The sequence below is a fragment of the Xylanibacter sp. genome, from assembly GCF_057607445.1.
In genome coordinates, this window is sequence record NZ_DBLZAX010000004.1 from 172,462 (window position 1) to 195,283 (window position 22,822).

Sequence of the window (22,822 nt, forward strand, 5' to 3'; positions counted from 1 at the left end):
AGTTTACGACGGCTGTAATTTTGTATCAAAAACCAATAATCAATTTAATATGAAAACAATATTCACATTAATTGTTATGGCTGTTACTTCGGTTACAGCAATGGCTCAAAGTATAACTGGCAAGGTTATGGACGAAAACAATTCTCCTCTTGGCTTTGTTAACGTGGTTCTACTAAGAGCCGATTCTACCTATATAACAGGTACAGTTACTGACGAAAATGGGATTTTCCTTTTCAGTGAAGAACAGAGTAATGCCGAATTGTTAAAATTGTCTTCAATTGGCTATGCAGACAAACTTGTTGTCATTCCATCTTCTGGGAATCTGGGCATAATTACGCTTAATACGGAGAATGTAATGCTGGGAGAGGTGGTTGTAAAAGCAAACCGCCCTGTAACAACGATGAAAGGAGATGTCCTTGTCACTAATGTGGCAGGCTCTCAACTTGAGCATGCAGGTACGGCAAATGATGTTCTTACACAAGTCCCTATGGTTCTTGGACGTGATGGTAATTTCGAAGTATTTGGTAAGGGTTCTCCTGCTATTTATATAAATGGTCGTGAAGTCATGGATCTTACGCAACTATCTCAGTTGAGTTCTGCAGATATTAAAAATATTGAAGTAATAACAAATCCTGGAGCAAAATATGATGCCTCGGTAAAATCAGTTATTCGTATTCAAACAAAACGACCTCAAGGTGACGGCTTTGGCATGACTATTCGGACACAGGGTGTTATGCAAAAATATTTTCGTACCGTTGACCAAGCAAACTTCAAATTCCGTACAGGCGGACTTGAATTATTTGGCAATTTCGGCTATATGTGGGGTAAATTCCAAAGTAGCAACGAAGTTGATATGCTCACACAGTCTTCCGTAATATGGAATCAGACGTTGGCTCAAGATGGAAATATGTGTACAAATGAGTTCTTTGGAAAAGCAGGCTTTTCATATATGTTCAGTGAAAATCATTCCATAGGAGCTTATTATTCTAATGGTTTTACGAAACAAAAGACAGAACATATTGGTATCAGTCAAATATTTACTGATGATATGCTTTATGATAATCTGGTAATGCTTGGCCGCACTAGAAATAACATACTCCCCAAACACCATGCAAATCTCTATTACAATGGTGAAATAGGCAAACTTGGAATAGACTTCAATATGGATTATATGTGGCGCAAAAGCAGGACGAATATGTGGAACGATGAGACAAGCGAGAATCAGGATAACTCTATTGTCAACTCCATCGGGGCAAATAGAAGCCACCTGTTTGCCGAAAGACTTGTTTTCAGTTATCCGCTATGGAAAGGAGGAATAGAAATAGGAGAGGAATATACATCTTCACGCTTCTCGTCTGATTACATTACAGATGCATCAATAATTGATAGCTCAGCTTCTAACGTGGAAGAAAACAATATTGCCGGATTTTTTGAAATAGGCCAGTCTTTCAGAAATTTTAATGTCAACGTGGGTTTACGATATGAACATGTGAATTTTGATTATTTTGATAATGGCCAGAAAAAAGACGATCAAAGTAGAAGTTATAACAATCTTTTTCCATCGTTATCGCTGTCAACTAAGATTAAGAATGTACAGCTCTCCATAAGTTATACACACAAGACACAACGTCCGGAATATGCAGATCTTGACGGTACTGTGGACTATATTAACCGGTTTACTCTTGAAAGTGGCAATCCATTTCTTAAACAGGAGAAAATACATTCTTTGGAGCTAATGGGAGCATGGCATCAGTTCTTCGGTCAGATTACCTATACCTATAAGAAAGACCCGATAATGAACACCACTTGTCCGTATGGTGATGATGGCGAGATAAAACTTATAACAATGGATAATTTCTCTAAAATTCAAGGCTTACAGGCTTTTGTAGGTGGGCAGTTTAATGTTGGTATATGGCAACCGAGAGTCAACATGGGAATTATGAAACAATGGCTGGCCATAGAATATTCAAATGGTCGTAAGAGGTTGGAAAACCCCATCGGTCTTGTGCAATTTCAAAATGCAGTTCATCTGCCTTTTGATATTTGGATGAATGTGGATATGCAATGGATGAGTGCAGGAAACAGCGACAATACGTATCAGAAATCATCATCTTATCTCAATGCAAAACTGTATAAAGCTTTTTTCAATAATCGTTTCAGCATAACAATTGAGGCCAATGATATATTCAACAAAAGCAATCGTGATGTAACACTCATGAGCAAAGATGTTTCTATTTATAAGCTCAATACAACCAATAACCGTACTTTTATGCTTACTCTGCAATACACCTTTAACTCGACACGAGACAGGTACCGTGGACAAGGAGCAGGAGTAAATGAAATGAACCGTTTTTAAATTATATTTATATGAAAACATTTATAATTATATTTTTGTGGGTTGTCATAGCTTTGGCTGCCAAAGCAAAGCCTCATTGTCAAGGATTCAACAACTACGATGATAAGGTGACAATCGTTTTTACGGACAATCAAGTAGGAGAGCGATATTTGGTCTCAGATGTAAAACTCAGGTCGTCATCATGGAATGGAGAAGAATATTCTGCTACTTCTGTAAAAATAGCAGAAAAGAATGGCATAGTTACTGTAACACTTGTATTTCCTCATATTACCAAATTTTCAAATCCAAAAGTAACGCTTCGGGTTAATGGGAAAAAAGCCAAATTTAATGTATGCCAATAAAGGTGAATATTTATGGCATTTCTGCTGTTATTATATCACAATCATAATCTGTTTGGATTGTCATTCTATTATTATATAGCGTCTTGCCGTCTGTCTTTGTGTTGTTATAGAGGGCTATGCCATGGAAAGGCCGACGGCAAGATAAATAAATAATAAATCATAAATACTGCTGGAAAATTCATGGGATTTTGTATATTTGTTTCATGTTTAATACAAAATCTACAAGCAGTATGCAAATTATAAATAGACTTTCATTTTTTCTTGTTGCCTTTTTGTTGGGGTATAGCTCTGTTTATTCACAAACACAGGCTGATGTGAAAATGGGTGAAATCCTGAATGGCGGTGATCTGTTCCAATTGAGAAAAGAATATCCGAATCTAAAAGGCTCCGTGAGTGTGAAGATGCTTAATCTGGTGGCAGACGCTCAGTTAGGCATCGGATTTAATAAATTGGAAAATGCTGCCGTTGCCCTTGACAGTTTGTTGGCGCATCACCAAAACGAGCTTGGTGCGCAAACATCAATAGGTATGGCTGCTTTGCAAGGCATGAACCTCTTGAATTTGGGCATGTATGAGCAAGCCGGAAAAGTTGGAGAAAGTCTGGTGAATGCACTAAAGGAATCAGTTCCGTTTGAATCTCTTTACAGTTTTGTATTTATCGAAAAAGTAAGCAAAGCACTTGCCAATGTTCCAAAACCTTATCTTGAACGTCCTGATAGAGATGTTACCGTGCCGCTAAGTGTTGAAACTGTGGGAAGAGGCAAACATATCTATATACCTGTAGAGGTAAACGGCATAACGAAAAACTATATTTTCGATACAGGTTGCTCTTTTGGCAATTTCGTTTCAGAAAAGTATGCAGAAGAAGTTGGTCTGAAAATTGTGGCTGATTCTATTCCTGTATCAGGTATGGAGATTGGTCTTGTAAAACTTGCTGTGGCAGATTCAATGAAAATAGGAGAAATGGTATATCATAATCCTGTTTTTATGGTTGCGCCTCCCGATCATGAGGTCGATTCGGTATTTGCTTTTGATGGAGTGATAGGTTACCACTTTATCAGGGACGCCAAGGAAATAATCATAGACAATGAGGCCGGAAAGTTTGTTTTTCCGCAAAAAGTGTCTGAGGAAGAGCCAAATATGTATCTGGCATCAAATACGCCTCAAGTAAGAATCGGCTATAACGGAAAGCCTTTTGACCTGATTTTTGATACAGGAAATGTAAAGTCTGACTTGGGGAATAAATTTGCAAAAACATTTCCAGATGCCATTGCCGGATTGGCAGAACATGTAACTTCACGTGGCGGCTTTGGTGGAATATCGCAGATAAAAGCAGTAACATTGCCAAATTTCTGTTTCGAGGCGGCAGGTACTAAGGTGACATTGCATAATACAGAAGTGATTACGAACACAGGAATAAACAGTCGGTTGTTTGCAGGTTCGTTAGGGACAGATTTTGTGTTGTCATTCAAACGGCTTACAATCAACTATCAGAACATGTTTATACGTGGAGAATAATCGTGCTTTAATTAAAGCAACACATTAGTGTCCCATTTTAACGGGACACTAATGTGTTTTTATAATAAACTCATCACTCGTCACATTCTTATGTAAATTATTGAATAACAGTGTGTTATAGTGTGACGAGTTTGTCGTTCAACTCGTCACATTGTTTTTGAGAAACCGGTTAATTGGATGTTTGGATGGGGCGATGACCTGTATGTTATGAGTTGAAAATACAACTCGTCACGCTGTAAAATGTTGATATGCAGCGGTTTATGTGCCTTTGTGATGAGTGACGAGTTTCTCCGAAAACTTTTTTATGATTATATCGCATCGTCATTCCAGATATAGGTTTACTCCAAACAGGCCTATTACCGGTTTTGGTTGTCTCATTCCTTTATCTCCAAAAGGTATGCTTTTACCTTGCGAAAGACCGCCTTTCAGCGTGTAAAAGCATGCCTTTTGCAATGCTGTCAGCCGTGTCTTATCCTGATAAAAGGGCAAAAAGAAAGGCTCCCTTACCTTTGCCTTGTGCGGCAAGTAAGGGAGCCTTTTGTATGGTTAATAACCGTATGTGTTATTTCTTCATTGTGTCAGGCAGCATGATAACCTTGATGCTGTTGCCGCCACCGATGATGACGTTCTTCATGAACTTAGCCATCTTCTCAGGAGTCATTTCGCTTACAATCTTCTTGTAGTCGGTGTTTGTGTCAACTCCGTACTCGTCGAAGCTCTGGATAACGCCCAGCCAGTAGTTGTTCTTCTTAACGTTTTCGTCAGCACGCTTCAGCATGAGTTCCTTAACCTTGCTGAGCATTTCAGCGTCAACTGTCTTGGTCATCTTAGTAACCTCGTCGTTCATGATGCCGATAGCCATGTCGCTCTTCTCAGGTTTCATCGGGCAAACACCGATGATGCATGTGAACGGAACGTCGCCTCCGAGTGATGAGTATCCGGCAGCTCCTGCAGAGTAGGCAGCGCTGGCTTCCTCACGGATCTTCTCCAGGTAGATCATGCTCAGGATCTGTCCTGCTGCGTCAGCGTAGATGCTGTTCTCGAGAGTGTAAGGAGTCTTGTTGTTATACCAGTACATGTAAGCGTTAGCCTTCGGAGTCTCCATCTTGCGGTAGAACTGGTTAACGGTGTTGCCCTTGTTGTAAGTAGTAACAGGCTTCCAGTTTTCCTTAGCGCCCTTTGCAGGCAGAGAAGCTATATACTGCTCGATGAGCGGACGGATGGCAGCCTCGTCAAAGTTACCGATGATTGTGAATGTGAAGTCGGCAGCGTTGGCTGTGCGCTCTTTTGCAATCTGCAGAATGCGGTCGTAGTTAGCGTTCTCAACATCCTTCATCTCGATAGAGGCGAAGCGCGGGTTGTGCATGTAGAGAGTGTTCTTTACAGAGTCTGACAGTGCCATCTCAGGTGAAAGCTCCTTGTTCTTCAGAGAGGTCTTTATCAGTCCCACCATTGAGTTGTAGCTCTTCTCGTCCTTGTTGATGTTTGTGAAGTAGAGATATGTCATCTGGAAGAGAGTCTCAAGGTCCTTAGGAGTTGATCTTCCGCTTACAGTCTCGTGCAGGTTCTGCATTGTGAGGTCAACGTTAACCTGTTTGCCTGCCAGTACCTTCTGCAGTTCAGTGCTGCTGAAGTTGCCCAGTCCGCTGTAGCCGATGGCCGTGTCGAACATCTTGATGTTAGCGTAGTCTTCCTTGCCGAGCAGAGAAGCACCACCCTTAGATGTAGCGCTGAGGATAACCTCGTCGTCCTTATAGTCAGTCTTCTTCAGCAATACTCTTGCACCGTTAGACAGTGTGAGCTCTTTGTAGCCGAACTTAGCGTTCTCTTTCTCGCTCTTGATGCTGCCTTTTTTGGGCAGAACGCTTATCAGCGGCTCGTTCTTAACGTTGTCAACCCATGCTGTGAGCTGCTCAGCGTGAACGCCGTCGATGGCCTTCTTGATAGATTCAGCTGTAGGATATTTAGCACCTTCCTTCTCTGTGTAGAATGCCACTACAACTGTGTTGGTGTCAGTTTCGCTTATCAGCTCCTTGGTGATCTCGTTGACAGCTTCAACAGGGATAACCGGAGAAATCTGCTGCATTATCTGATACTCGTCTTCGATTGAAGGCATAGGCTCGTTGCCGAGGAAGTTGTCGCGGTAGATGTCACCGTATATAGCGTTGTCGCGCTTGTTGCGGTTGGTGTAAACCTTCTCGAGTGAGCTCATATAGTCGGCCTTGGCGCGCTCAAACTCTGTGGCTGTGAAGCCGAACTTAACGGCACGCATAACCTCGCGTGTGGCTGTGCTGATGGCCTGCTCGCTCATGCCCGGTTTCGGCAGGATAACCAGGGTGAATGCCTTGGTTGTAGAAGCCAGGATGAAGTCGCTGTCGTAAGCGTAAGCCTGAACGAACGGACAGTCAGGATTCTGCTGTATTTCCTGCAGACGTGCGTTGAGCATCTGTGTTGAGAGGCTTACTGCATAGTTCTGAACGAGATATGCAAGGCTGCCTTTCAGGCTGTCTGGCACTTCGGGGTGCTTGTACATCAGCTGTATGATGTCAGTCTGCTGCTCTTTGTCCTTGTCTACGATGATAATAGCCTCGTTGTTGTCGGGCACGGGCTCGTTGACAACCTTCGGAGCGTTAGGATCAAGCTTGATGCCGCTGAACAGCTCCTTGATCTTAGCCTCAGTGCGGTCAACGTCGATGTCGCCGACTACGATGATTGCCTGGTTGTCGGGACGATACCACTTGTGGTAGTACTGACGGAGAACTTCAGGCTTGAAGTTGTTGATGATCTCCATCTTACCGATAGGCATGCGCTGTCCGTATTTGCTGCCCGGATAGATCTTCTCGAGGTTGCGGTCGAACATTCTTGTCTGTGCGTCAGTGCGCAGGCGCCACTCCTCGTTGATCACACCACGCTCCTTGTCGATCTCCTTGGGGTCGAGTGTAAGGCCGTTAGACCAGTCTTTCAGGATGAGAAGACAAGAGTCGAGAGCCTCAATGCGTGTAGAAGGAACGTTGCATATTCTGTATACGGTCTGGTCTACGCCTGTGTATGCGTTGAGGTCAGAACCGAACTCTACGCCGATAGAGCGCAGATATTCAATGAGGTTGTTGCCCTTAAAGTTGTCTGAGCCGTTGAAGGCCATGTGCTCAAGGAAGTGAGCCAGACCGCGCTGGTCGTCGTTCTCCTGGATAGAACCCACGCGCTGGGCAATGTAGAAGTTAACACGATTCTCCGGATAACCGTTGTTGCGGATGTAATAGGTCAGTCCGTTGGCCAGCTTGCCAGTCCTCACTGCCGGGTCAACCGGGATGGGAGGCATCTGCATGCCCTGAGCCATGATGCCCACTGTGCTTGCCAAGAACAGTGCGGCTGTGATGATTAGATGTTTTATTTTCATAAAAAAGAGTTTAAAATAGTTCAACAAAGATAGTTTTTTTATCTCTCGAATGTTGTTACTGGTTGTTATATTTAATAAATTTTATACGTTTTGTATGCAAAATTGTTACTTTCGTGTAAATACCATGCTGTAAGCCGGTTTATGTTTCCTCCCGGTATTCCAGAATGTCTCCAGGCTGGCACCCCAGCTCGCGGCATATTGCTTCGAGCGTGGTGAAGCGTATGGCCTTGGCCTTGCCGGTCTTCAGGATCGACAGATTAGCCTGCGTAAGCTCCACTCTTTCGGCCAGCTCGCCTAGCGAAATCTTCCGCTTGGCCATCTCCACGTCGAGGTTTACTATTATTTTACCCATACTTGTTGCTTTAGAGTTGTTTACGTAGGTTATTATATCGTGAGTTCCTGTTCCTCTTTCATCTTCAGTCCGATGGAGAACGACTCTGCCATTACAAGAGAGAATAGTCCGAAGAGTATCGTTCCCGTGTACACGGCGTCTGAATATCCGATGGTGTAGCCCGTCAGGCTGAACGTCTGTGTGGCGGCATATACGTCGTTACAGTATTTTATCGTTGCCAGCAGACCTATTATCACCATGCACCAGCCTATGCGTTTAAGGTATTTCGTGTTCTTCCGTGTGAAGATGTTGTTGCGGTTGATGTTCAGCACGAAGCGTATGAACGACACCAGCGTGATGATGCCTGCCACCATTATTGCTATGCCTATGATCACTGACAGAATGCTGCCTGCTGTGCCTGAAGAATCCTCTATCGGCAGGTTTATCTGTGTAGGCCATGCCCTATACGACTTATTCGTTGCGCTGTCGGTTATGGTTATTGCGTTGCGCCATGTGATTTCGTTTGGTATGAGCGAAACAACGCGATAGCCGTCCACGCTTTCAGTGTTTGTCTCTTGGATGTGCTTGGCCGACTTATATCCGCTGACCATGCCGCTGAACATAAGGTCGGTGGCCATCAATATGTCTACGATGATAACGGCGAAGATAAGCAGGCAGAATATGTTGAGCTTTGTTTTCATCTTGTTGCGTATTTTTCATAAAAATGCCCGCCGCCCTGTTTTCTCGGCCGGCGGGCAGGCCTTTATTTATTTAGTTAGAGAGAGTCGTTGTTGCTGTCATTTCATGTCGGCCAGCAGGTTGGCGGTGTAGTCGCTTAGCAGTACGTAGTTGTCGTTAAGCTCATACATGTTGCTGCTCTTGTTCCATGTGTAGCAGTCAACTCCCGTGGCGTTTCCGCTGATGCTGCTGTATGTCATGCGCTGGCTCTGCACGTAGGCGTTGTCGCTGTTCTTCCATACCTTCATGTCGAGCACAGTGTTGCCGGCGTTGTAGGTGTAGTCCATGCAGAGGTAGTTTTCCCATTCCTGCTTGTCGCTGTTCCACTTCATCACCTCTTTTCTTATCACGCGGTCCTGGTCGTCGTATGTATATTGCTTGCGTGTCTTGGCTGTAAGATATTTGCCGCTGTTGTCGTAAGTAACTATTGCGCTTACTTTACCGTCCTGCATCTCTGCGTTGTATGCGAAGCGGTTGTCAGAGTTGGATGTTCCTGCGATGCTTGTGAACAAACTCATAATTGTTGCGGCGGTAATTGTAATCAGTTCCATAATGCTATATTTTTTATTTCGTTATTATTCTTGTTTATTTAATTCTTTATCTGTTTTGTCGTTAGACGTTCTTTGTTCTGAAAAACTACGTCGTGATATTGTCTTTTTAATATCCTGCGGGAAGCGGTGTTATCTAAATTCAATAATCATTTATCGTTTTTCGATATGCAAATGTAGAAACTATATTTGAATGTTCCAAATATTTTCAATAAAAATTTATCGAAAAACAATAATTTAACACATTAAAACAATAAATCTTCGGCTTTTAACGGTCTTTTAACCGATACGGAGCCTTGTTTTGTTGTTTTCAGATGTATATGAAGGTTAGTTTTTATGTGGCTGACAGCTTGATTTTTTTGCTGTCGGCATATCAGAATATTTTATAGTGCCATCTGGTAGATTTTCCTGTGTTCCGACCTGCCGGGGTCCGGCTGGCTTTCATAGCCCGGCATCTGCCTTTTTTATCCTCCTTTTTTCTCTCTCCGCAATAAAGCAAAAAAGGATGTAAATCAAGCATTTGAAAGATTTACACCCTTTTTCCCACCCAATAATATAAAGTTTGAGTATAAAAAGTATGTCAAGTGACTTTATATTTTCCAATAAGCCGCTATCTCTTTTATAATGACATTAAACTTGCAAAAAAGATCAATAGGATTATAATATGTTTAATTTTGTCATTTATGTTCTATATAATTTGTATTCTCAAGATAATATATTGCCTCCCCTCTATCTCCATTTTCCAAATCAGTTAATTCGATCTTAAATATTTTATAGGGCAGTGTTGTCGTTTTTTTAGGTTCACTTACTGTTATATAGTAAGCTATTCCGTATTCAGTTTCTTTATAATATTCTTTTATTTGCTGTTTCATCAAAACATCCACGCTTTCTCCATCAATCCATACTTTTATGCCTACCTTATCAATTGTCGGAGCTATGTTATCACATTTGGCCGTATCAGCAGATGACTTTTGAGTAATATTTGACAAATCCTCTTTATGTTGAGCGTTTTGTATGCCTTTATTTGTAAGAAATCTTGTTAAGCTCATAGGACGGACATAGATCTGATAGGCTGGTACAGCTCCGGGGATTTGAAAAACGTGCATTCCGTATGCTTCCATTCGGTTATATTGTATATTTAAAGTTGTATCTCTGTCTGCAATAAAATTCCAACCCCAAAACTCCAGTCTCAGATTCTCATTATTTGTTCCCACTTTCATTGTATGAGGATAAGTATCCATATTTATAGCACCCATGTTGCTGTATTTGCCTTTTGGTATATTTATTTGATATTTCCCTTTTTCGTCAGTTTTAGTCTCAAAGAGAGCATCAAAATTTGAATTTTGGAACATAACAGAACAATTATCAATAGGATTGCCGTTATAGTCAGAAACTTTTCCTGTTATTGTTACCAGGTCTTTTTGCTTTTGTGCACTAATTGTTGAATTTAAACAAAAAAGCAGAAGTAAAATACTTAATAATTTCATTGCGTTTATTATTATAATGTGAGTTCGACGAATTGTAAATGCGTGTAAATTTGGTGATTATCGAAAATTGTTGTAACTTTATAGTGCTGAAGAACAAAGTATTACAAACAATAATCGCTATGATCATCGAGTGCAAAGTTATAGAATTATTTTGTATGGCAGACGATTTAGCTTCGCTGATTTATCGTTTTTCGATATGCAAATGTATGAACTATATTTGAATGTTCCAAATATTTTCAATAAAAATTTATCGAAAAACGATAATTTAACACATTAAAACAATAAAATACCGGCTTTTAACGGTCCTTTAACCCAAACAGCCTTTTATTATTAGGGCAGATTGCTGCTTTTCATTGAGCGGATGAAGGCATAAATAAACAAGACAGATAGAACTTATATGCCGTATGATGATTTTGGGGTAAGCTTATGGTAATATGCTTTGACGAAAGCTGTTCATCGGGCAGGCCTGAATAAAAATATGGGCTTTACCAAGCCACAAAGGTACGGTAAAGCCCATTATCCCAGAAATAGTAATTGTTATAAGCCTGCTTTTTCGTAGGGAATATACTTAAAGTATTCGTCAAATTGATCAGTACGCTTTATATAATAAGTTTCGCCACAGCCGTTTAGCTGGATTTGGTCTGGTGTAAACGAGATGAATGACCAGTAAATTCCGCCATCAGGACTAAATACGCAAGCGTTGGGATTAAACTTACTATTGTCAATATTCAAATTGTTTGCGGCGATATTATAATTGTCAGGTTCAATATATGATGTCATTTCTCCGGTATTGTCGTTGCGCATCATACGAATGTTCTGAAAAAACAGTGTGCCATTATTGTTGTTGGCTGTTGCAGCTGCCCTGATATATATCATACGGCCATTTACCAAATAGACAAACATATGGCGGTTTGTATTGACCTCACACATAAAAACGTCGCCATCTTTTCCAAACCTGGCGCCAAGTCTCCATTCCTGTAGACACTTACCGATGTCTAACTTGCTTTTGGCAATGGATTTTTCATAAGGCTTGCAGGTAGTTATCTCCTCTACCTTAGACATGACTTTATCTCCAATACGAAGAGTCTTAACGGCAGTTCCGTTAACCGTCTTGACCTCGTCAGTGAGTGTAAGAGGCGTAGTGGTTTCAACGACAAATGCCGAATCTTTATAAGTGGTACAGCTGTATATGTCTTGTGTAGGGATATTGAGAAATGCTCTCAGACCTGTTGGAGTTTTCTCAAAGAACATACAAATGCTGTCTGTTATAACCGCTTCTGCATTATTTGAAGCCCAGACTCCACGATATTTTGAAAAATCACTTGCATAAGATGTACTGTGAATTACGAGGGCAAGTAAAAAAGCAAAAAGTAATTTTTTCATAATCTGTAAATATTAAGATAAAATAATTTATTTCAAAAGTTTACGGTCGGTATCACTACTTTCTAATATATTCATTTGACGGATTGCTATTGTCATACTTGTCTCACGCCTTTGCCGGCTTATTCTTCCACCTTATTATCCTTTGCTGTTATGTTTCTTGGATGATGGTTCAGAATTTCCTCGCGCAGCGTGTGCGTGTCTATGTGGGTGTATATCTCGGTTGTACCTATGCTTTCGTGCCCCAGCATGCTCTGTATGGCGCGCAGGTCGGCTCCGCCTTCAAGCAGGGCGGTGGCAAAGCTGTGGCGCAGCGTGTGCGGACTTATGGTCTTCTGTATGCCGGCCTCGGCACCCAGCCGCTTTATCATTATCAGTATCATGGTGCGCGTCAGGTGAGCTCCGCGGCGGTTCAGGAACACGTAGTCTTCCTCTCCCGGCTTTATGTTCATGTGGCTGCGGTCTATAAACCAGTATTTCAGTTGCTTTATGGCATTTTCAGATATAGGAACGAGCCGCTCCTTGTTGCCTTTGCCCATTATTCTTACGAACTGTTCGTCGAGATAAAGCGCAGACATCTTCAGGTTTACAAGTTCGCTGACGCGCAGTCCGCAGCTGAACAGCACCTCTATTATGGCCTTGTTGCGTTGTCCTTCCCATTTGCTCAGGTCTATTGCCTGCTCCAGTCTGTCCACCTCTTCCGTGGTGAGCACCTCGGGCAGATGGTCGCCGAGTTTTGGCGATTCAAGCAGTTCTGTAGGGTCGTCCTTGATGTATCCGTCAAGATACAGATATTTGTAGAATGCTCTCACGCCGCTTAGAATCCTGCATTGTGAGCGAGGTGATATCCCTATGTCGTGCAGTGAGGCGGCAAAGCATTGTATGTCGCTTAGTTTTGCCGCTTCCGGACTGATGCCGTTGTCCTTCAGGAATTTTAATAGCTTGTTGATGTCAAGGATGTATGCTTCGAGCGTATTGCCTGAATAATTACGCTGAAGTTTCATGTAGCGGATATATTTGTGTATAATGTTGTCTTGTTCTTTCTGAATCATCTTTGCTTTATTCTGTATTTTCCCGGCTTTAGCGTCATGGCCATGTCTGCACGGCAGGATTTATTCTACAATCGGTTCTTAGACAGCATATATTTTTATCTGTCTTGCTTATTCGTGCTTTCAGCCGTCTTTTGTTTTCTGTTGTCGCCTTTTCGTCCGTCTTTCTGGCCATAGTCTGCCATGCTTGCGAAAGTCAGACGGAAATCAGCTCAATATAAGGCTGAAATACAGGCTTAACTCTAACGCCCGGTTTTAGCTTAAAAAATCCGGGGACCGACATGCCCCGGATTTTTATTTCTCAGCCAAGTTTTGCGTGTGGTGCCGCCTTGGCCGTATTATCTTGAGTGTTATTTGATTACTCCGAGTTCCTTGCCTACCTTTATGAAGGCGTTGACAGCCTTGTCGAGATGCTCTCTCTCGTGGCCTGCCGACAGCTGTACGCGTATGCGGGCCTGGCCTTTAGGCACAACTGGATAGTAGAATCCGGTTACATAGATGCCTTCGTCCTGCATGCGGGCTGCAAAGTCCTGCGACAGTTTTGCGTCATACAGCATAACTGCGCATATAGCGCTCTGCGTAGGCTTGATGTCGAATCCGGCAGCGGTCATCTTGTCGCGGAAATATTCAACGTTCTCCATCAGTTTGGCGTGCAGGGCGTTGCTTTCCTTCAGCATCTTGAACATTTCGATGCTGGCTCCTACGATGGCTGGTGCCAGAGAGTTAGAGAACAGATATGGTCTTGAGCGCTGGCGCAGCATGTCGATAATTTCCTTTCGGCCTGTGGTGAATCCTCCCATTGCGCCGCCAAACGACTTGCCTAATGTTCCGGTGAATATGTCTATGCGTCCGTAAGCGTTGAACTTTTCAGCCACGCCGTGTCCTGTCGGGCCTACAACGCCGGCAGAGTGCGACTCGTCTACCATTACGAGTGCGTCGTATTTCTCGGCAAGTTCGCATATCTTGTCCATCGGGGCAACGTTTCCGTCCATAGAGAACACGCCGTCCGTTGCTATTATGCGGTGGCGCTGTGCCTGTGCTTCCTGCAGGCATCTTTCAAGGTCGGCCATGTCGGCGTTGGCGTAGCGGTATCTCTTAGCCTTGCAGAGACGGACGCCGTCTATTATTGATGCATGGTTGAGCGCGTCAGATATGATGGCGTCCTCTTCGGTAAACAAAGGCTCGAACAGACCTCCGTTGGCATCGAAGCATGCAGCATACAGGATGGTGTCTTCGGTCTTGAAATAATCGGAAATTGCGGCTTCAAGCTCTTTGTGCATGTCTTGTGTTCCGCAAATGAATCTTACTGACGACATTCCGTAACCTCTTTCCTTCATGGCTTTCTCCGCAGCCTCGGCAAGGCGTGTGTTGTCAGAAAGTCCAAGATAGTTGTTGGCGCAAAAGTTGAGCACTTCCTGTCCGTCGCCAACTTTTATTCCGGCTCTCTGCGGAGTTGTTATTATACGCTCGTTCTTGTATAAGCCGGCGGCCTTTATGCCGTCCAGTTCCTTCGTGAGGAACTCTTTCATTTTTCCGTACATAATTCTTAGATTAAGTTTAACATCAATGTTTTCATTTTACAAAGTTCTTGTTTTTTTTTGAAAATAGAGTAAATAATCCGATAAATTTTGTTATAATATAATCTTTTCTTCATATCTTTGCATTATATGTATGCGCCGTTTTGTGTACGGCTGCTGCTTATTGCTGCCTCGGCATGCCGTCCATGTCTGTTGTCTTGGTGTGGCGGCGGTTCGGCAGGTTAACCTTAATTTGATGTTGTGCATGGCCATTTCCGGTGTGGCGTTGCTCTTAGGCAGCCGTTGTTGTGGCTGCCGGTGCGTGTTGCCGTTGTTGTGGCGTGTCCATTGAAGATATTGTGCATGTATCAAGATTAATTGTAAATCTAATATTTATAGTATGAAAAATGTTTTAGTTATTGGCTCTACCGGTCAGATTGGGTCGGAGTTGACAATGAAGTTACGTGGACTTTACAATGGAAATATCGTTGCCGGTTATATTCCCGGAGCAGAGCCTAAGGGCGAACTTCTGGAGTCGGGACCGTCGGCGGTCGTTGATGTTACTAAGCCTGAACAGATAGGCGAGGTGGTGTCTAAATACAAGATTGATACAATATACAATCTTGCTGCCATCCTTTCTGCCGTTGCTGAGGTGAAGCCCCAGCTTGCCTGGACGATAGGCATGGGCGGACTTTTCAACGTGCTCGAGGTGGCGCGCGAGAAACAATGCGCCGTGTTCACTCCCAGTTCGATTGGCTCGTTTGGCGACAACACGCCCAAGGACAAGACTCCGCAGGACACCGTGCGCGACCCAAAGACCATGTACGGCGTTACGAAGGTTTCGGGCGAGCTGCTCAGCAATTATTATAATGTGCGCTTCGGCGTTGACACACGCTCTGTGCGCTTCCCCGGACTTATATCTTACGTTACACCTCCCGGAGGCGGCACGACCGACTATGCAGTTGACATCTATTACTCGGCCGTAAAGGGTGAGGAATTCGAGTGCCCGATAGCAGCCGGCACATATATGGATATGATGTATATGCCCGACGGACTGCGTGCCGCAATAGAGATTATGGAGGCCGACCCGTCTAAACTGAAGCACCGCAATTCGTTCAACATTGCGTCTATGAGCTTTGAGCCGGAGATTATCTACAACAAGATAAAAGAATATATACCTGACTTCAAGATGGTGTATAAGGTAGACCCGCTGCGCCAGGCTATTGCCGAGTCATGGCCTAATTCTCTTGACGACACATGTGCGCGTGAGGAGTGGGGATGGAAACCCGAGTATGACCTTGACGCCATGACACGCGACATGATCGAGAAACTGAGACAGCGTTTCGGCAAATAATTGCAGACATATATTATAATAGATAAGGCGCGGCAGGCATCTTGCAAGATGCTTGCCGCGCCGTTTTTTTATTTATGATTCTTGCGTTTACCTTATTTTTATTAATTTTGCATCACAATAAACGATATTGCTTATGGCAACACGCATGTTGCCGCTTAAAGTATAAATCCGCGATATATTATGAACATAATGATTATCAACGGCCCCAACCTGAACCTGCTGGGGCGTAGAGAGCCTGAGATTTACGGCAGCAACTCTTTTGAGGCTTATCTTGACGAACTGAGAAAAAAGATGCCTGATGTAAACATCGACTATTATCAGAGCAACATAGAAGGCGAACTTATCAACAAGATGCAGGAAGTGGGATTCACCTACGACGGCATAGTGCTCAACGCAGGAGCCTACACCCACACGAGTATTGCCCTGCAGGACTGCATACGTTCGCTGAAAGCTCCCGTTGTTGAGGTTCACATCTCTAACGTACACAAGCGAGAGGAGTTTCGCCATAAGTCAATGATTTCGTGCGCCTGCCTTGGCGTCATCTGCGGCTTTGGTCTCGACTCCTACAGACTTGCGATAGAAGGAATAATATTTAATTCATAGTTCACAATTCATAATTCATAATTGGGAGGAAAGGGGAGGAAATTAAAAATTAAGAAAGCATCCCAATTATGAATTATGAATTGTGAATTATGAATTAGAAAAGTGAATTGTGAATTATGAATTCTGAATTAGAAAACTACGTTCTGTCCCATATCGACCCTGAGGGCGACTATCTTTACAGACTGTGGCGTGCCACTAACGTTCACTTGCTGCGCGGACGCATGGCGAGCGGACACCTGCAGGGCAGGCTGCTGAAGATGCTGGTGAGGATGATACGTCCGAAGAATATCCTTGAGGTGGGAACGTTCAGCGGATACAGCGCTATATGCATGGCGGAAGGACTGGAAGAGGGCGGAATGGTGTATACATACGAGATAAACGACGAGCAGGAAGACTTCACGCGTCCTTGGATTGAAAACTCGCCCGTGGCCGACAAGATACGCTTTATCATTGGCGACGCCATAAAGGAGGCACCAAAACTGGGCATAGAGTTTGACATGGCTTTCATCGACGGCGACAAGCGCACATATATCGAGTCTTACGAAATGGCGTTGTCCGTACTCCGTCCCGGCGGATTCATCCTTGCCGACAACACGCTGTGGGACGGCCATGTGCTCGAAGTGCCCAAGAGCAGCGACCGTCAGACTGCCGGCATCGAAAACTTCAACGACTTCGTGATGAACGACAGCCGCGTAGAGAAGGTCCTCTTGCCGTTGCGCGACGGACTGACGTTGATACGCAAGAATCCGTGACGGCGCTGTTCATGTATGTGCGCAGTAGTCATTATATTAATCATGAAATAATCATACCAATATGAAAAGGCTGATTTTGTTTATTTTCTTATGCTGCACCTCCATATTATGTTTTAGTCAGCATCATCTTACGTTTATGGGACTGCCTATAGACGGAACGATAACGTCATTTCAGAACAAACTCATTAAAAAGGGGCTCAGGCCATCCTCATCAAATAAGTATTTGCCTCTTGGAGTTAGACTTTTCGAAGGCTATTTTACTAATGAAAGTGCAAAAATATACGTCTTTTACAATAATAGGTCAAAGATTGTTTATATGTGCAGGGTGGTGTTTGACTATCTTTATAATTCGAAAAGTGATGCACGTGTGGATTTTGCCTCTTATAAGGCGGCATTGGGTAATAAATACGATGCAGTTTCTTTTGTCCACGATGATATGCAGGATAAAGAAAACGACTATTCCGATGCGTATAATTGGCTAGTCATGCAGCCTCCCATAAAAGAAGACTCTCCTATGTTGGGCTTCATAGAATTGAAAATAGAAGAAGCTGATTATGCATTCAAATATCAGTTGTGGATTGATTACATTGATGCTGTCAATCAGGTCAAAAATATAGATATAAAAAATAGCGACTTGTAATTTACAAGAAAATATCTTGCATCCTTTTATTGCTGTCCGTATGAATATGAATTATATACGGACAGCAATAATTTTTTCAGAGGATGTTAGATTAACATATGTGCCTGTAATCTGAAAAAGATGTATTTTCAAATTTGTTTCGGTGCTTGTCGGAGATGCTGTATATACATAGTAATAAACCTCCGGTAATATACATGCTTATCCGAAAACTTTTTACATTATTATGTATAAAGTTTTCTGTGAAATAGAAATCAAATATATAACAGATGTTAAATCTTTGGCCTGTAATGGCTGTTTTCATTAACATCTGTTGTCTTTATCGCCTGTCTTTTCTCTTGAAAGAGCCGTTTTTCACGGCTAAATTGCTGCGTTTAACCATAAAAGTGAGCCACTTTGACATCGTAAACGGCCCACTTTTGTGTGGTAAACGGCTGAGTAATATTTTTTAACTCATTGCTTTTTCTGCTTGAAAATGTGTAACTGTCAGTATATCAGTTGATTGTCTTGGTTTTACGTTTTTGGCACTTTTTACGTCCCGAAGCCGTATTCGTGACGGACATCGCCACTCTGAGAGCGTCAAAATAAAAAAGTTTTCTGTTGTCGGCATTAATTTTTTTGATACAGAACCATGATGGCGAAAAATGTATGTCTTTCAATGCCGTACTGATAAATTTGTATAAAAAACTGGTCGAATAAGTATAAAAAATAATTAAAACTATATAAGCTTGTTGTTCTTTGGCAAATAATTATTATATTTGGCAGCACTTTTAAAAAAGCTCTTATTTATTAACTTAAATCATTAATTATTATGAAAAAATTTTTACTCGTAGCAGCAATGTTCGTTTCAGTGAGTATGTTTGCACAGTCACCTTTGAAAAAGATGACAAAAGTAGACGTTAATCCTTTGACAGAGAGGACTGTAACAAAGGCACAGACCACAAGAATTTCTGCAGGTATGGCAAAGGCAAAAGCCAATGCAGCTGAAAAGAATGCGTCAAATTATTATCTTGATTATGTTGATTGTGCCTATAATATAGGATTTTCAACAAGATTCCATGTGGCTGCCGATGTTGAGTTTGGAAATGACGGCAAGGTTACTTTCTCCAACATGTTATACGCCAGCATTTTTCCTGATGCAAAGATAACAGGAACACTCAATGCTGCCGGCACAGAGATAACCATTGACAACTGCCAGAAAATAGGCTCAATTCAGGGTTCTGAAGTCTTCTTGTGCAGAGCACATGTTGATCAGTCTGGCAATGTTACTTTTGATAAGGAGAATCCGTTAGTGCTCACTTATGATAAAGCAACAGGACAGATTTATGCTAAGGATTATCAGGACAGCTATCTGGCAATTACTGACGACACTTATAATGGATACTATACAATCGCTGGTAGCTTAAATTATATTCCTGCAGAGTATTTCCCGGCACCTACTACTCACAATTATTCATATACAGATTATGACGGAAAGAATCATGAAGGCACTGTATCTATGATTAACCTTAACTTGGGTGATCAGGAAGTATGCTATGTAAACGGTCTTTTCACAGAAAAGATGGAAGATAATCAGGGTAACATTCTCGCTGACTATTCTACAGCATGGACTTGTGCTGTTTACACCGAGTCTGCACTCACATTCCCTCTGCTTCAGACACTTGCAGACGACATAGTATTGGCTAAATTGTCTGGCAATCAGCTTTATGATGGCAATATCGACTTTACATATGACGCTGCAAGCGATTCATATGTTCAGGACAGCAATTATGATCTGATTGACGCTTTTGCTTCTCAGCAGGGTATTGGTTTCTCAACTAGTCACAAGAACAGCAAGATTGCAAAGGCTGGTACAGCAGGCGTTGAAAACGTTGTTAATGACGGTGTGAACAAGGACGTTGTTTCTACAGAATATTTCGACCTCTCTGGCCGTCGCATAAGCAACATCCAGAAGGGTGCCGGCATCATGGTTATGAAGTATGCTGACGGAACAAGCAAGGCTGTTAAGGTTGTAAAATAATAAGACGACTCTTGCATTATTGTCGTTTAGGATGACGGCTTATTCCTGAATGACTGATTAAAATAATTTGAGTGCCATATCAATACTTTCGGATGAAAGTTTGATATGGCACTTTTTTGTATCCGCACTGTTTGGCGTCATTAATGGGATAAAAAAATACCTCTGCAAAGGTTCTGCCGGCAGTATTGCCTTAACTTTTGCAGAGGTATTGATGTCTTGGGCGTGCAGTGCAGACCGTCTTTGGCTGATTACTGCTTGGCCATAACGGAATATTAGAGATTAATTTCAGAAGTCGAGCTCCTTGCCGCGGTAGAAGTCGATGAGGCTTGTGTCGTAGACATATTCGTATTTGGCTATCACGAGGTCGCTTTCGGCCTTCAGCCAGTTGTTCTTTGCCTCGTTAAACTCTGTGATGTTGGCCTTGCCGTATTCATATTTTGCCGACATGAGGTCGAAGGCTGCCTTGTTGCTGCGGCTGGCCTCCATGCTGCTTTCGTATTTGGCGCGTGCGGCAATGGTGTTATAGTATGCCTGCTGTATTTCCTTATACAGGTTTTTCCTTACGTTGTCGAGCTGAAGCTGCTGAGTTTCGCGTTCAAGCTTTGCCGAGCGTATGCTGTTGCGCGTGGCGAAGCGGTTGAATATCGGCACGTTGAGGCTCAGACCTATATATTGGCTGAAGTTGTTGCGCATCTGTCTGCCGAAGCTTTCGGCTTTGAATCCGCTTGTCTTGTAATAGTTTGAACCTATGCCGGCGTTAAGCGACAGCGTGGGCAGCAGGGCGCTCTGGGCTATCTTGATGTTCATCTCGGTGCTTTTCAGCCTGTAGAGCTCTGCCTTTATTTCGGGCTTGAAGGTGATGGCCTCCTGATAAATCTCGTCGGGCGACGGGGGAACTGCCCCGGCCGACGGATCAATGCCGCCGGCATCGGGACGAATTATGGCGAAACCCTCGGGCGAGGGCAGTTCCAGCAGTTGTGTCAGGGCGAGCAGTGCCAGCCGGTAGTCGTTGTCGGCCTGTGTGTATGTCAGTCGGCTTTGGGCCAGCGTGGCTTCCTGTTGTGCCACGTCAACGCCGCTTGCCTTGCCGTTGCGGTACATCTCCTTGAGCCTTGCTACCTGCATTGAGTCTATTGAAATCTGGCGCTGTGCCACGTCGCGCATCTCCAGGTCATAGAGAATCTGCACGTATGCCTGTGCCACCTGCACGCTGATGTCGTTGCGCGCCTTTTCCATGTCGGCTGTGGCTGCTTCAAGGTTGAGCTTGTTGAGCTCTATGGTGCGCGGAATCTTCAGTCCGCTGAACAGCGGCACGCTTGTGCCCAGCGAGAAAGACGTGCTGCTGGTGTTGGTGTCAGAGTAGGTGTTCTCTGATGTCAGACCGCGTCCGAACGACCAGTTTTGTGATGCCGAACCGTTGAGGTCGGGCAGACGGCTGTTCTTTGCCGTGTTGAGGTCTATTTCGCGCTGCTGCTTGGTAACGTCCTGCTGCTTCACGGTGATGTTGTGCTCAAGGGCATAGCTGATGCACTGGCGCAGCGACCATCCCTGTGCAGCCTGCTCAGTCTGCGCTCCGGCGGCGGTTGCTGCCATGAGAGCTATTGAGGTTATTATGGTTTTCATGTCAAATGAGCTTTTTGGTTAGTTTTATTCGTCTGCACCGTCGTCGGTAACCTTCTTTGGTCCGCGAACACGGTCTTTGGCCGACAGGCCGCTCTTTATCTGTATGTTCACGCCGTCGCTCAGTCCGGTGGTAACCTTCCTGCGCTCGTAGGTCTTGTCCTCGCCGCTGCCCTTCACGATATAGACAAAGGTGTCTGAGCCGCTGAACTCTATGGCGCTTTCGGGCACTGTCAGCACGTTCTTCGCACTTGCCAGCACTATCTCGGCGTTGGCGCTGTAGCCCGAACGTATCTTGTTGCCTTCAGGCACGCTTACGGCGGCCTTTATCTCAAACTGGTTGGCTCCGTTGTTTTCTGTTGCCTTTGGCGAAATGTATTCGAGTTGTGCGTTGAATTTCAGGTTCTGCAGTGCGCCAATGGTAATCTTCATTTCCATGCCGGTTACGAGCTGTCCCACTTCGGTCTCGTCGATGTTGCCTTTAAATATAAGGTCGCCCATGTCGGCAACCGATGCTATGGTGGTTCCGTCGTTGAATGTGTTGCTCAAGATTACCGAGTTACCCACCTTTACAGGAATGTCGAGTATAAGTCCGCTGATGGTTGAGCGTATGAGAGTGCTGCTTGCACTGGCATTGCTGCGCGACACACCGTCGCGTACCACCTCGAGGGCGTCAATGGCAGCAGCCTTTTCCTCTTTAGCCTGATTGAGCGTCTGGCGCACTTTGTCGTATTCGTCGGCGCTCACGAGCTGCTTGTCGTAGAGTCCCTTCTCGCGCTGGAAGTCTATTTCAGCCTGCTTAAGGTTGATGTCGGCAAGGCGTACGCGGCTTTCGGCAGAGCTTAGCTGGCTCATGTCGGGAATGACCTTCACCTTGGCTATCACCTCACCGGCCTTGACCATGTCGCCGGCCTCCTTGTAAATCTCGGTGATGATACCGCTTATCTGCGGCTTCACCTCCACCTCGTCGCGTGGCTCTATCGTGCCAGTTATGACCGTGGTCTTGTAGATGTCAGTAAACTTTGGAGTAAACTCTCCATAAGTCAGCGGCTTGGGCTGCGACTTTTGGTAAAGGAACACGAATGTTCCGATGAATATCAGAACGATAAGTGCTGCGACAATGAACTTAAAATACTTCTTCATGTTCAGTATGGTTTTAAATTATTTGTTTCTTT

The 22,822-nt window shown here is 43.7% G+C and carries 18 protein-coding genes; 8 read left to right on the forward strand and 10 right to left on the reverse strand.

Features of this window, described 5'->3' with window-relative positions; all coding sequences use genetic code 11:
- The first annotated feature begins 49 nt into the window (after positions 1-49).
- From ACZMIG_RS05175 to ACZMIG_RS05185, 3 genes are all read left to right on the forward strand, one after another.
- Entirely contained in the window at positions 50-2,356 is a 2,307-nt protein-coding gene (locus tag ACZMIG_RS05175; RefSeq protein ID WP_487889195.1) for a TonB-dependent receptor domain-containing protein, read from the forward strand.
- An 11-nt stretch (positions 2,357-2,367) separates the two neighbouring features.
- A complete protein-coding gene (locus tag ACZMIG_RS05180; protein ID WP_021855523.1) occupies positions 2,368-2,697 on the forward strand; it encodes a DUF8177 domain-containing protein in 330 nt (109 codons plus the stop codon).
- 230 nt (positions 2,698-2,927) lie between these two features.
- Entirely contained in the window at positions 2,928-4,214 is a 1,287-nt protein-coding gene (locus tag ACZMIG_RS05185) for a retropepsin-like aspartic protease (protein WP_487889196.1), read from the forward strand.
- Positions 4,215-4,776: 562 nt separating this feature from the next.
- Here the strand turns inward: ACZMIG_RS05185 and ACZMIG_RS05190 are convergent.
- The 8 genes from ACZMIG_RS05190 to kbl all read right to left on the reverse strand — a co-directional run bounded on the left by ACZMIG_RS05190 (position 4,777) and on the right by kbl (position 14,685).
- On the reverse strand, positions 4,777-7,611 hold the full coding sequence (locus tag ACZMIG_RS05190; RefSeq protein WP_053399022.1) for a M16 family metallopeptidase: 2,835 nt from the start codon (positions 7,609-7,611) through the stop codon (positions 4,777-4,779).
- Between the two features lie 139 nt (positions 7,612-7,750).
- Positions 7,751-7,963 carry a helix-turn-helix domain-containing protein gene (locus ACZMIG_RS05195; RefSeq protein WP_021855519.1) on the reverse strand — a complete coding sequence of 71 codons (213 nt, stop codon included), beginning with the start codon at positions 7,961-7,963 and terminating at the stop codon, positions 7,751-7,753.
- A 32-nt stretch (positions 7,964-7,995) separates the two neighbouring features.
- Positions 7,996-8,643: a DUF2975 domain-containing protein gene (locus tag ACZMIG_RS05200; RefSeq protein ID WP_125104942.1), complete on the reverse strand. Its 648-nt coding sequence runs from the start codon at positions 8,641-8,643 to the stop codon at positions 7,996-7,998.
- A 96-nt stretch (positions 8,644-8,739) separates the two neighbouring features.
- The gene (locus tag ACZMIG_RS05205) at positions 8,740-9,234 is read right to left on the reverse strand and encodes a DUF3836 domain-containing protein (RefSeq protein WP_302023790.1); all 495 of its coding nucleotides are present in this window, start codon (positions 9,232-9,234) and stop codon (positions 8,740-8,742) included.
- 671 nt (positions 9,235-9,905) lie between these two features.
- A complete protein-coding gene (locus tag ACZMIG_RS05210) occupies positions 9,906-10,715 on the reverse strand; it encodes a carboxypeptidase-like regulatory domain-containing protein (RefSeq protein WP_487889197.1) in 810 nt (269 codons plus the stop codon).
- Between the two features lie 537 nt (positions 10,716-11,252).
- Positions 11,253-12,098 (reverse strand): hypothetical protein, encoded by an 846-nt coding sequence (locus ACZMIG_RS05215; RefSeq protein ID WP_487889198.1) that lies wholly within the window; start codon positions 12,096-12,098, stop codon positions 11,253-11,255.
- A 119-nt stretch (positions 12,099-12,217) separates the two neighbouring features.
- Positions 12,218-13,147: a site-specific tyrosine recombinase/integron integrase gene (xerA, locus tag ACZMIG_RS05220; protein WP_487889199.1), complete on the reverse strand. Its 930-nt coding sequence runs from the start codon at positions 13,145-13,147 to the stop codon at positions 12,218-12,220.
- 347 nt (positions 13,148-13,494) lie between these two features.
- Positions 13,495-14,685 carry a glycine C-acetyltransferase gene (kbl, locus tag ACZMIG_RS05225; protein ID WP_021855511.1) on the reverse strand — a complete coding sequence of 397 codons (1,191 nt, stop codon included), beginning with the start codon at positions 14,683-14,685 and terminating at the stop codon, positions 13,495-13,497.
- Between the two features lie 376 nt (positions 14,686-15,061).
- On the opposite strand from kbl, the gene ACZMIG_RS05230 reads away from it, so the two are divergent.
- The 5 genes from ACZMIG_RS05230 (at position 15,062) to ACZMIG_RS05250 (ending at position 20,027) form a co-directional block, all read left to right on the forward strand.
- Entirely contained in the window at positions 15,062-16,015 is a 954-nt protein-coding gene (locus tag ACZMIG_RS05230; RefSeq protein ID WP_053399011.1) for an NAD-dependent epimerase/dehydratase family protein, read from the forward strand.
- A gap of 180 nt (positions 16,016-16,195) precedes the next feature.
- Positions 16,196-16,618 carry a type II 3-dehydroquinate dehydratase gene (aroQ, locus tag ACZMIG_RS05235; RefSeq protein ID WP_053399010.1) on the forward strand — a complete coding sequence of 141 codons (423 nt, stop codon included), beginning with the start codon at positions 16,196-16,198 and terminating at the stop codon, positions 16,616-16,618.
- 116 nt (positions 16,619-16,734) lie between these two features.
- Positions 16,735-17,370, forward strand: coding sequence for an O-methyltransferase (locus ACZMIG_RS05240; protein WP_302331478.1), 636 nt, complete (start codon positions 16,735-16,737; stop codon positions 17,368-17,370).
- 136 nt (positions 17,371-17,506) lie between these two features.
- Positions 17,507-18,010: a hypothetical protein gene (locus ACZMIG_RS05245; RefSeq protein ID WP_487889200.1), complete on the forward strand. Its 504-nt coding sequence runs from the start codon at positions 17,507-17,509 to the stop codon at positions 18,008-18,010.
- Between the two features lie 808 nt (positions 18,011-18,818).
- Entirely contained in the window at positions 18,819-20,027 is a 1,209-nt protein-coding gene (locus ACZMIG_RS05250; protein WP_487889201.1) for a hypothetical protein, read from the forward strand.
- Positions 20,028-20,312: 285 nt separating this feature from the next.
- Here ACZMIG_RS05250 and ACZMIG_RS05255 read toward each other — a convergent pair whose 3' ends face one another.
- Both ACZMIG_RS05255 and ACZMIG_RS05260 read right to left on the reverse strand, forming a co-directional pair.
- Positions 20,313-21,650, reverse strand: coding sequence for a TolC family protein (locus tag ACZMIG_RS05255; protein ID WP_302024271.1), 1,338 nt, complete (start codon positions 21,648-21,650; stop codon positions 20,313-20,315).
- 24 nt (positions 21,651-21,674) lie between these two features.
- A complete protein-coding gene (locus ACZMIG_RS05260) occupies positions 21,675-22,790 on the reverse strand; it encodes an efflux RND transporter periplasmic adaptor subunit (protein ID WP_053398968.1) in 1,116 nt (371 codons plus the stop codon).
- Positions 22,791-22,822: the final 32 nt, after the last annotated feature.

What these genes read in the sequence shown, in the direction of transcription:
- kbl (WP_021855511.1), bottom strand. Translation starts at nt 14,685, where the DNA reads ATGTACGGAAAAATGAAAGAGTTCCTCACGAAGGAACTGGACGGCATA.
- ACZMIG_RS05240 (WP_302331478.1), top strand. Translation starts at nt 16,735, where the DNA reads ATGAATTCTGAATTAGAAAACTACGTTCTGTCCCATATCGACCCTGAG.
- ACZMIG_RS05200 (WP_125104942.1), bottom strand. Translation starts at nt 8,643, where the DNA reads ATGAAAACAAAGCTCAACATATTCTGCCTGCTTATCTTCGCCGTTATC.
- aroQ (WP_053399010.1), top strand. Translation starts at nt 16,196, where the DNA reads ATGAACATAATGATTATCAACGGCCCCAACCTGAACCTGCTGGGGCGT.
- ACZMIG_RS05175 (WP_487889195.1), top strand. Translation starts at nt 50, where the DNA reads ATGAAAACAATATTCACATTAATTGTTATGGCTGTTACTTCGGTTACA.
- ACZMIG_RS05195 (WP_021855519.1), bottom strand. Translation starts at nt 7,963, where the DNA reads ATGGGTAAAATAATAGTAAACCTCGACGTGGAGATGGCCAAGCGGAAG.
- ACZMIG_RS05185 (WP_487889196.1), top strand. Translation starts at nt 2,928, where the DNA reads ATGCAAATTATAAATAGACTTTCATTTTTTCTTGTTGCCTTTTTGTTG.
- ACZMIG_RS05190 (WP_053399022.1), bottom strand. Translation starts at nt 7,611, where the DNA reads ATGAAAATAAAACATCTAATCATCACAGCCGCACTGTTCTTGGCAAGC.
- xerA (WP_487889199.1), bottom strand. Translation starts at nt 13,147, where the DNA reads ATGATTCAGAAAGAACAAGACAACATTATACACAAATATATCCGCTAC.
- ACZMIG_RS05180 (WP_021855523.1), top strand. Translation starts at nt 2,368, where the DNA reads ATGAAAACATTTATAATTATATTTTTGTGGGTTGTCATAGCTTTGGCT.
- ACZMIG_RS05215 (WP_487889198.1), bottom strand. Translation starts at nt 12,098, where the DNA reads ATGAAAAAATTACTTTTTGCTTTTTTACTTGCCCTCGTAATTCACAGT.
- ACZMIG_RS05260 (WP_053398968.1), bottom strand. Translation starts at nt 22,790, where the DNA reads ATGAAGAAGTATTTTAAGTTCATTGTCGCAGCACTTATCGTTCTGATA.
- ACZMIG_RS05255 (WP_302024271.1), bottom strand. Translation starts at nt 21,650, where the DNA reads ATGAAAACCATAATAACCTCAATAGCTCTCATGGCAGCAACCGCCGCC.
- ACZMIG_RS05245 (WP_487889200.1), top strand. Translation starts at nt 17,507, where the DNA reads ATGGGACTGCCTATAGACGGAACGATAACGTCATTTCAGAACAAACTC.
- ACZMIG_RS05230 (WP_053399011.1), top strand. Translation starts at nt 15,062, where the DNA reads ATGAAAAATGTTTTAGTTATTGGCTCTACCGGTCAGATTGGGTCGGAG.
- ACZMIG_RS05250 (WP_487889201.1), top strand. Translation starts at nt 18,819, where the DNA reads ATGAAAAAATTTTTACTCGTAGCAGCAATGTTCGTTTCAGTGAGTATG.
- ACZMIG_RS05210 (WP_487889197.1), bottom strand. Translation starts at nt 10,715, where the DNA reads ATGAAATTATTAAGTATTTTACTTCTGCTTTTTTGTTTAAATTCAACA.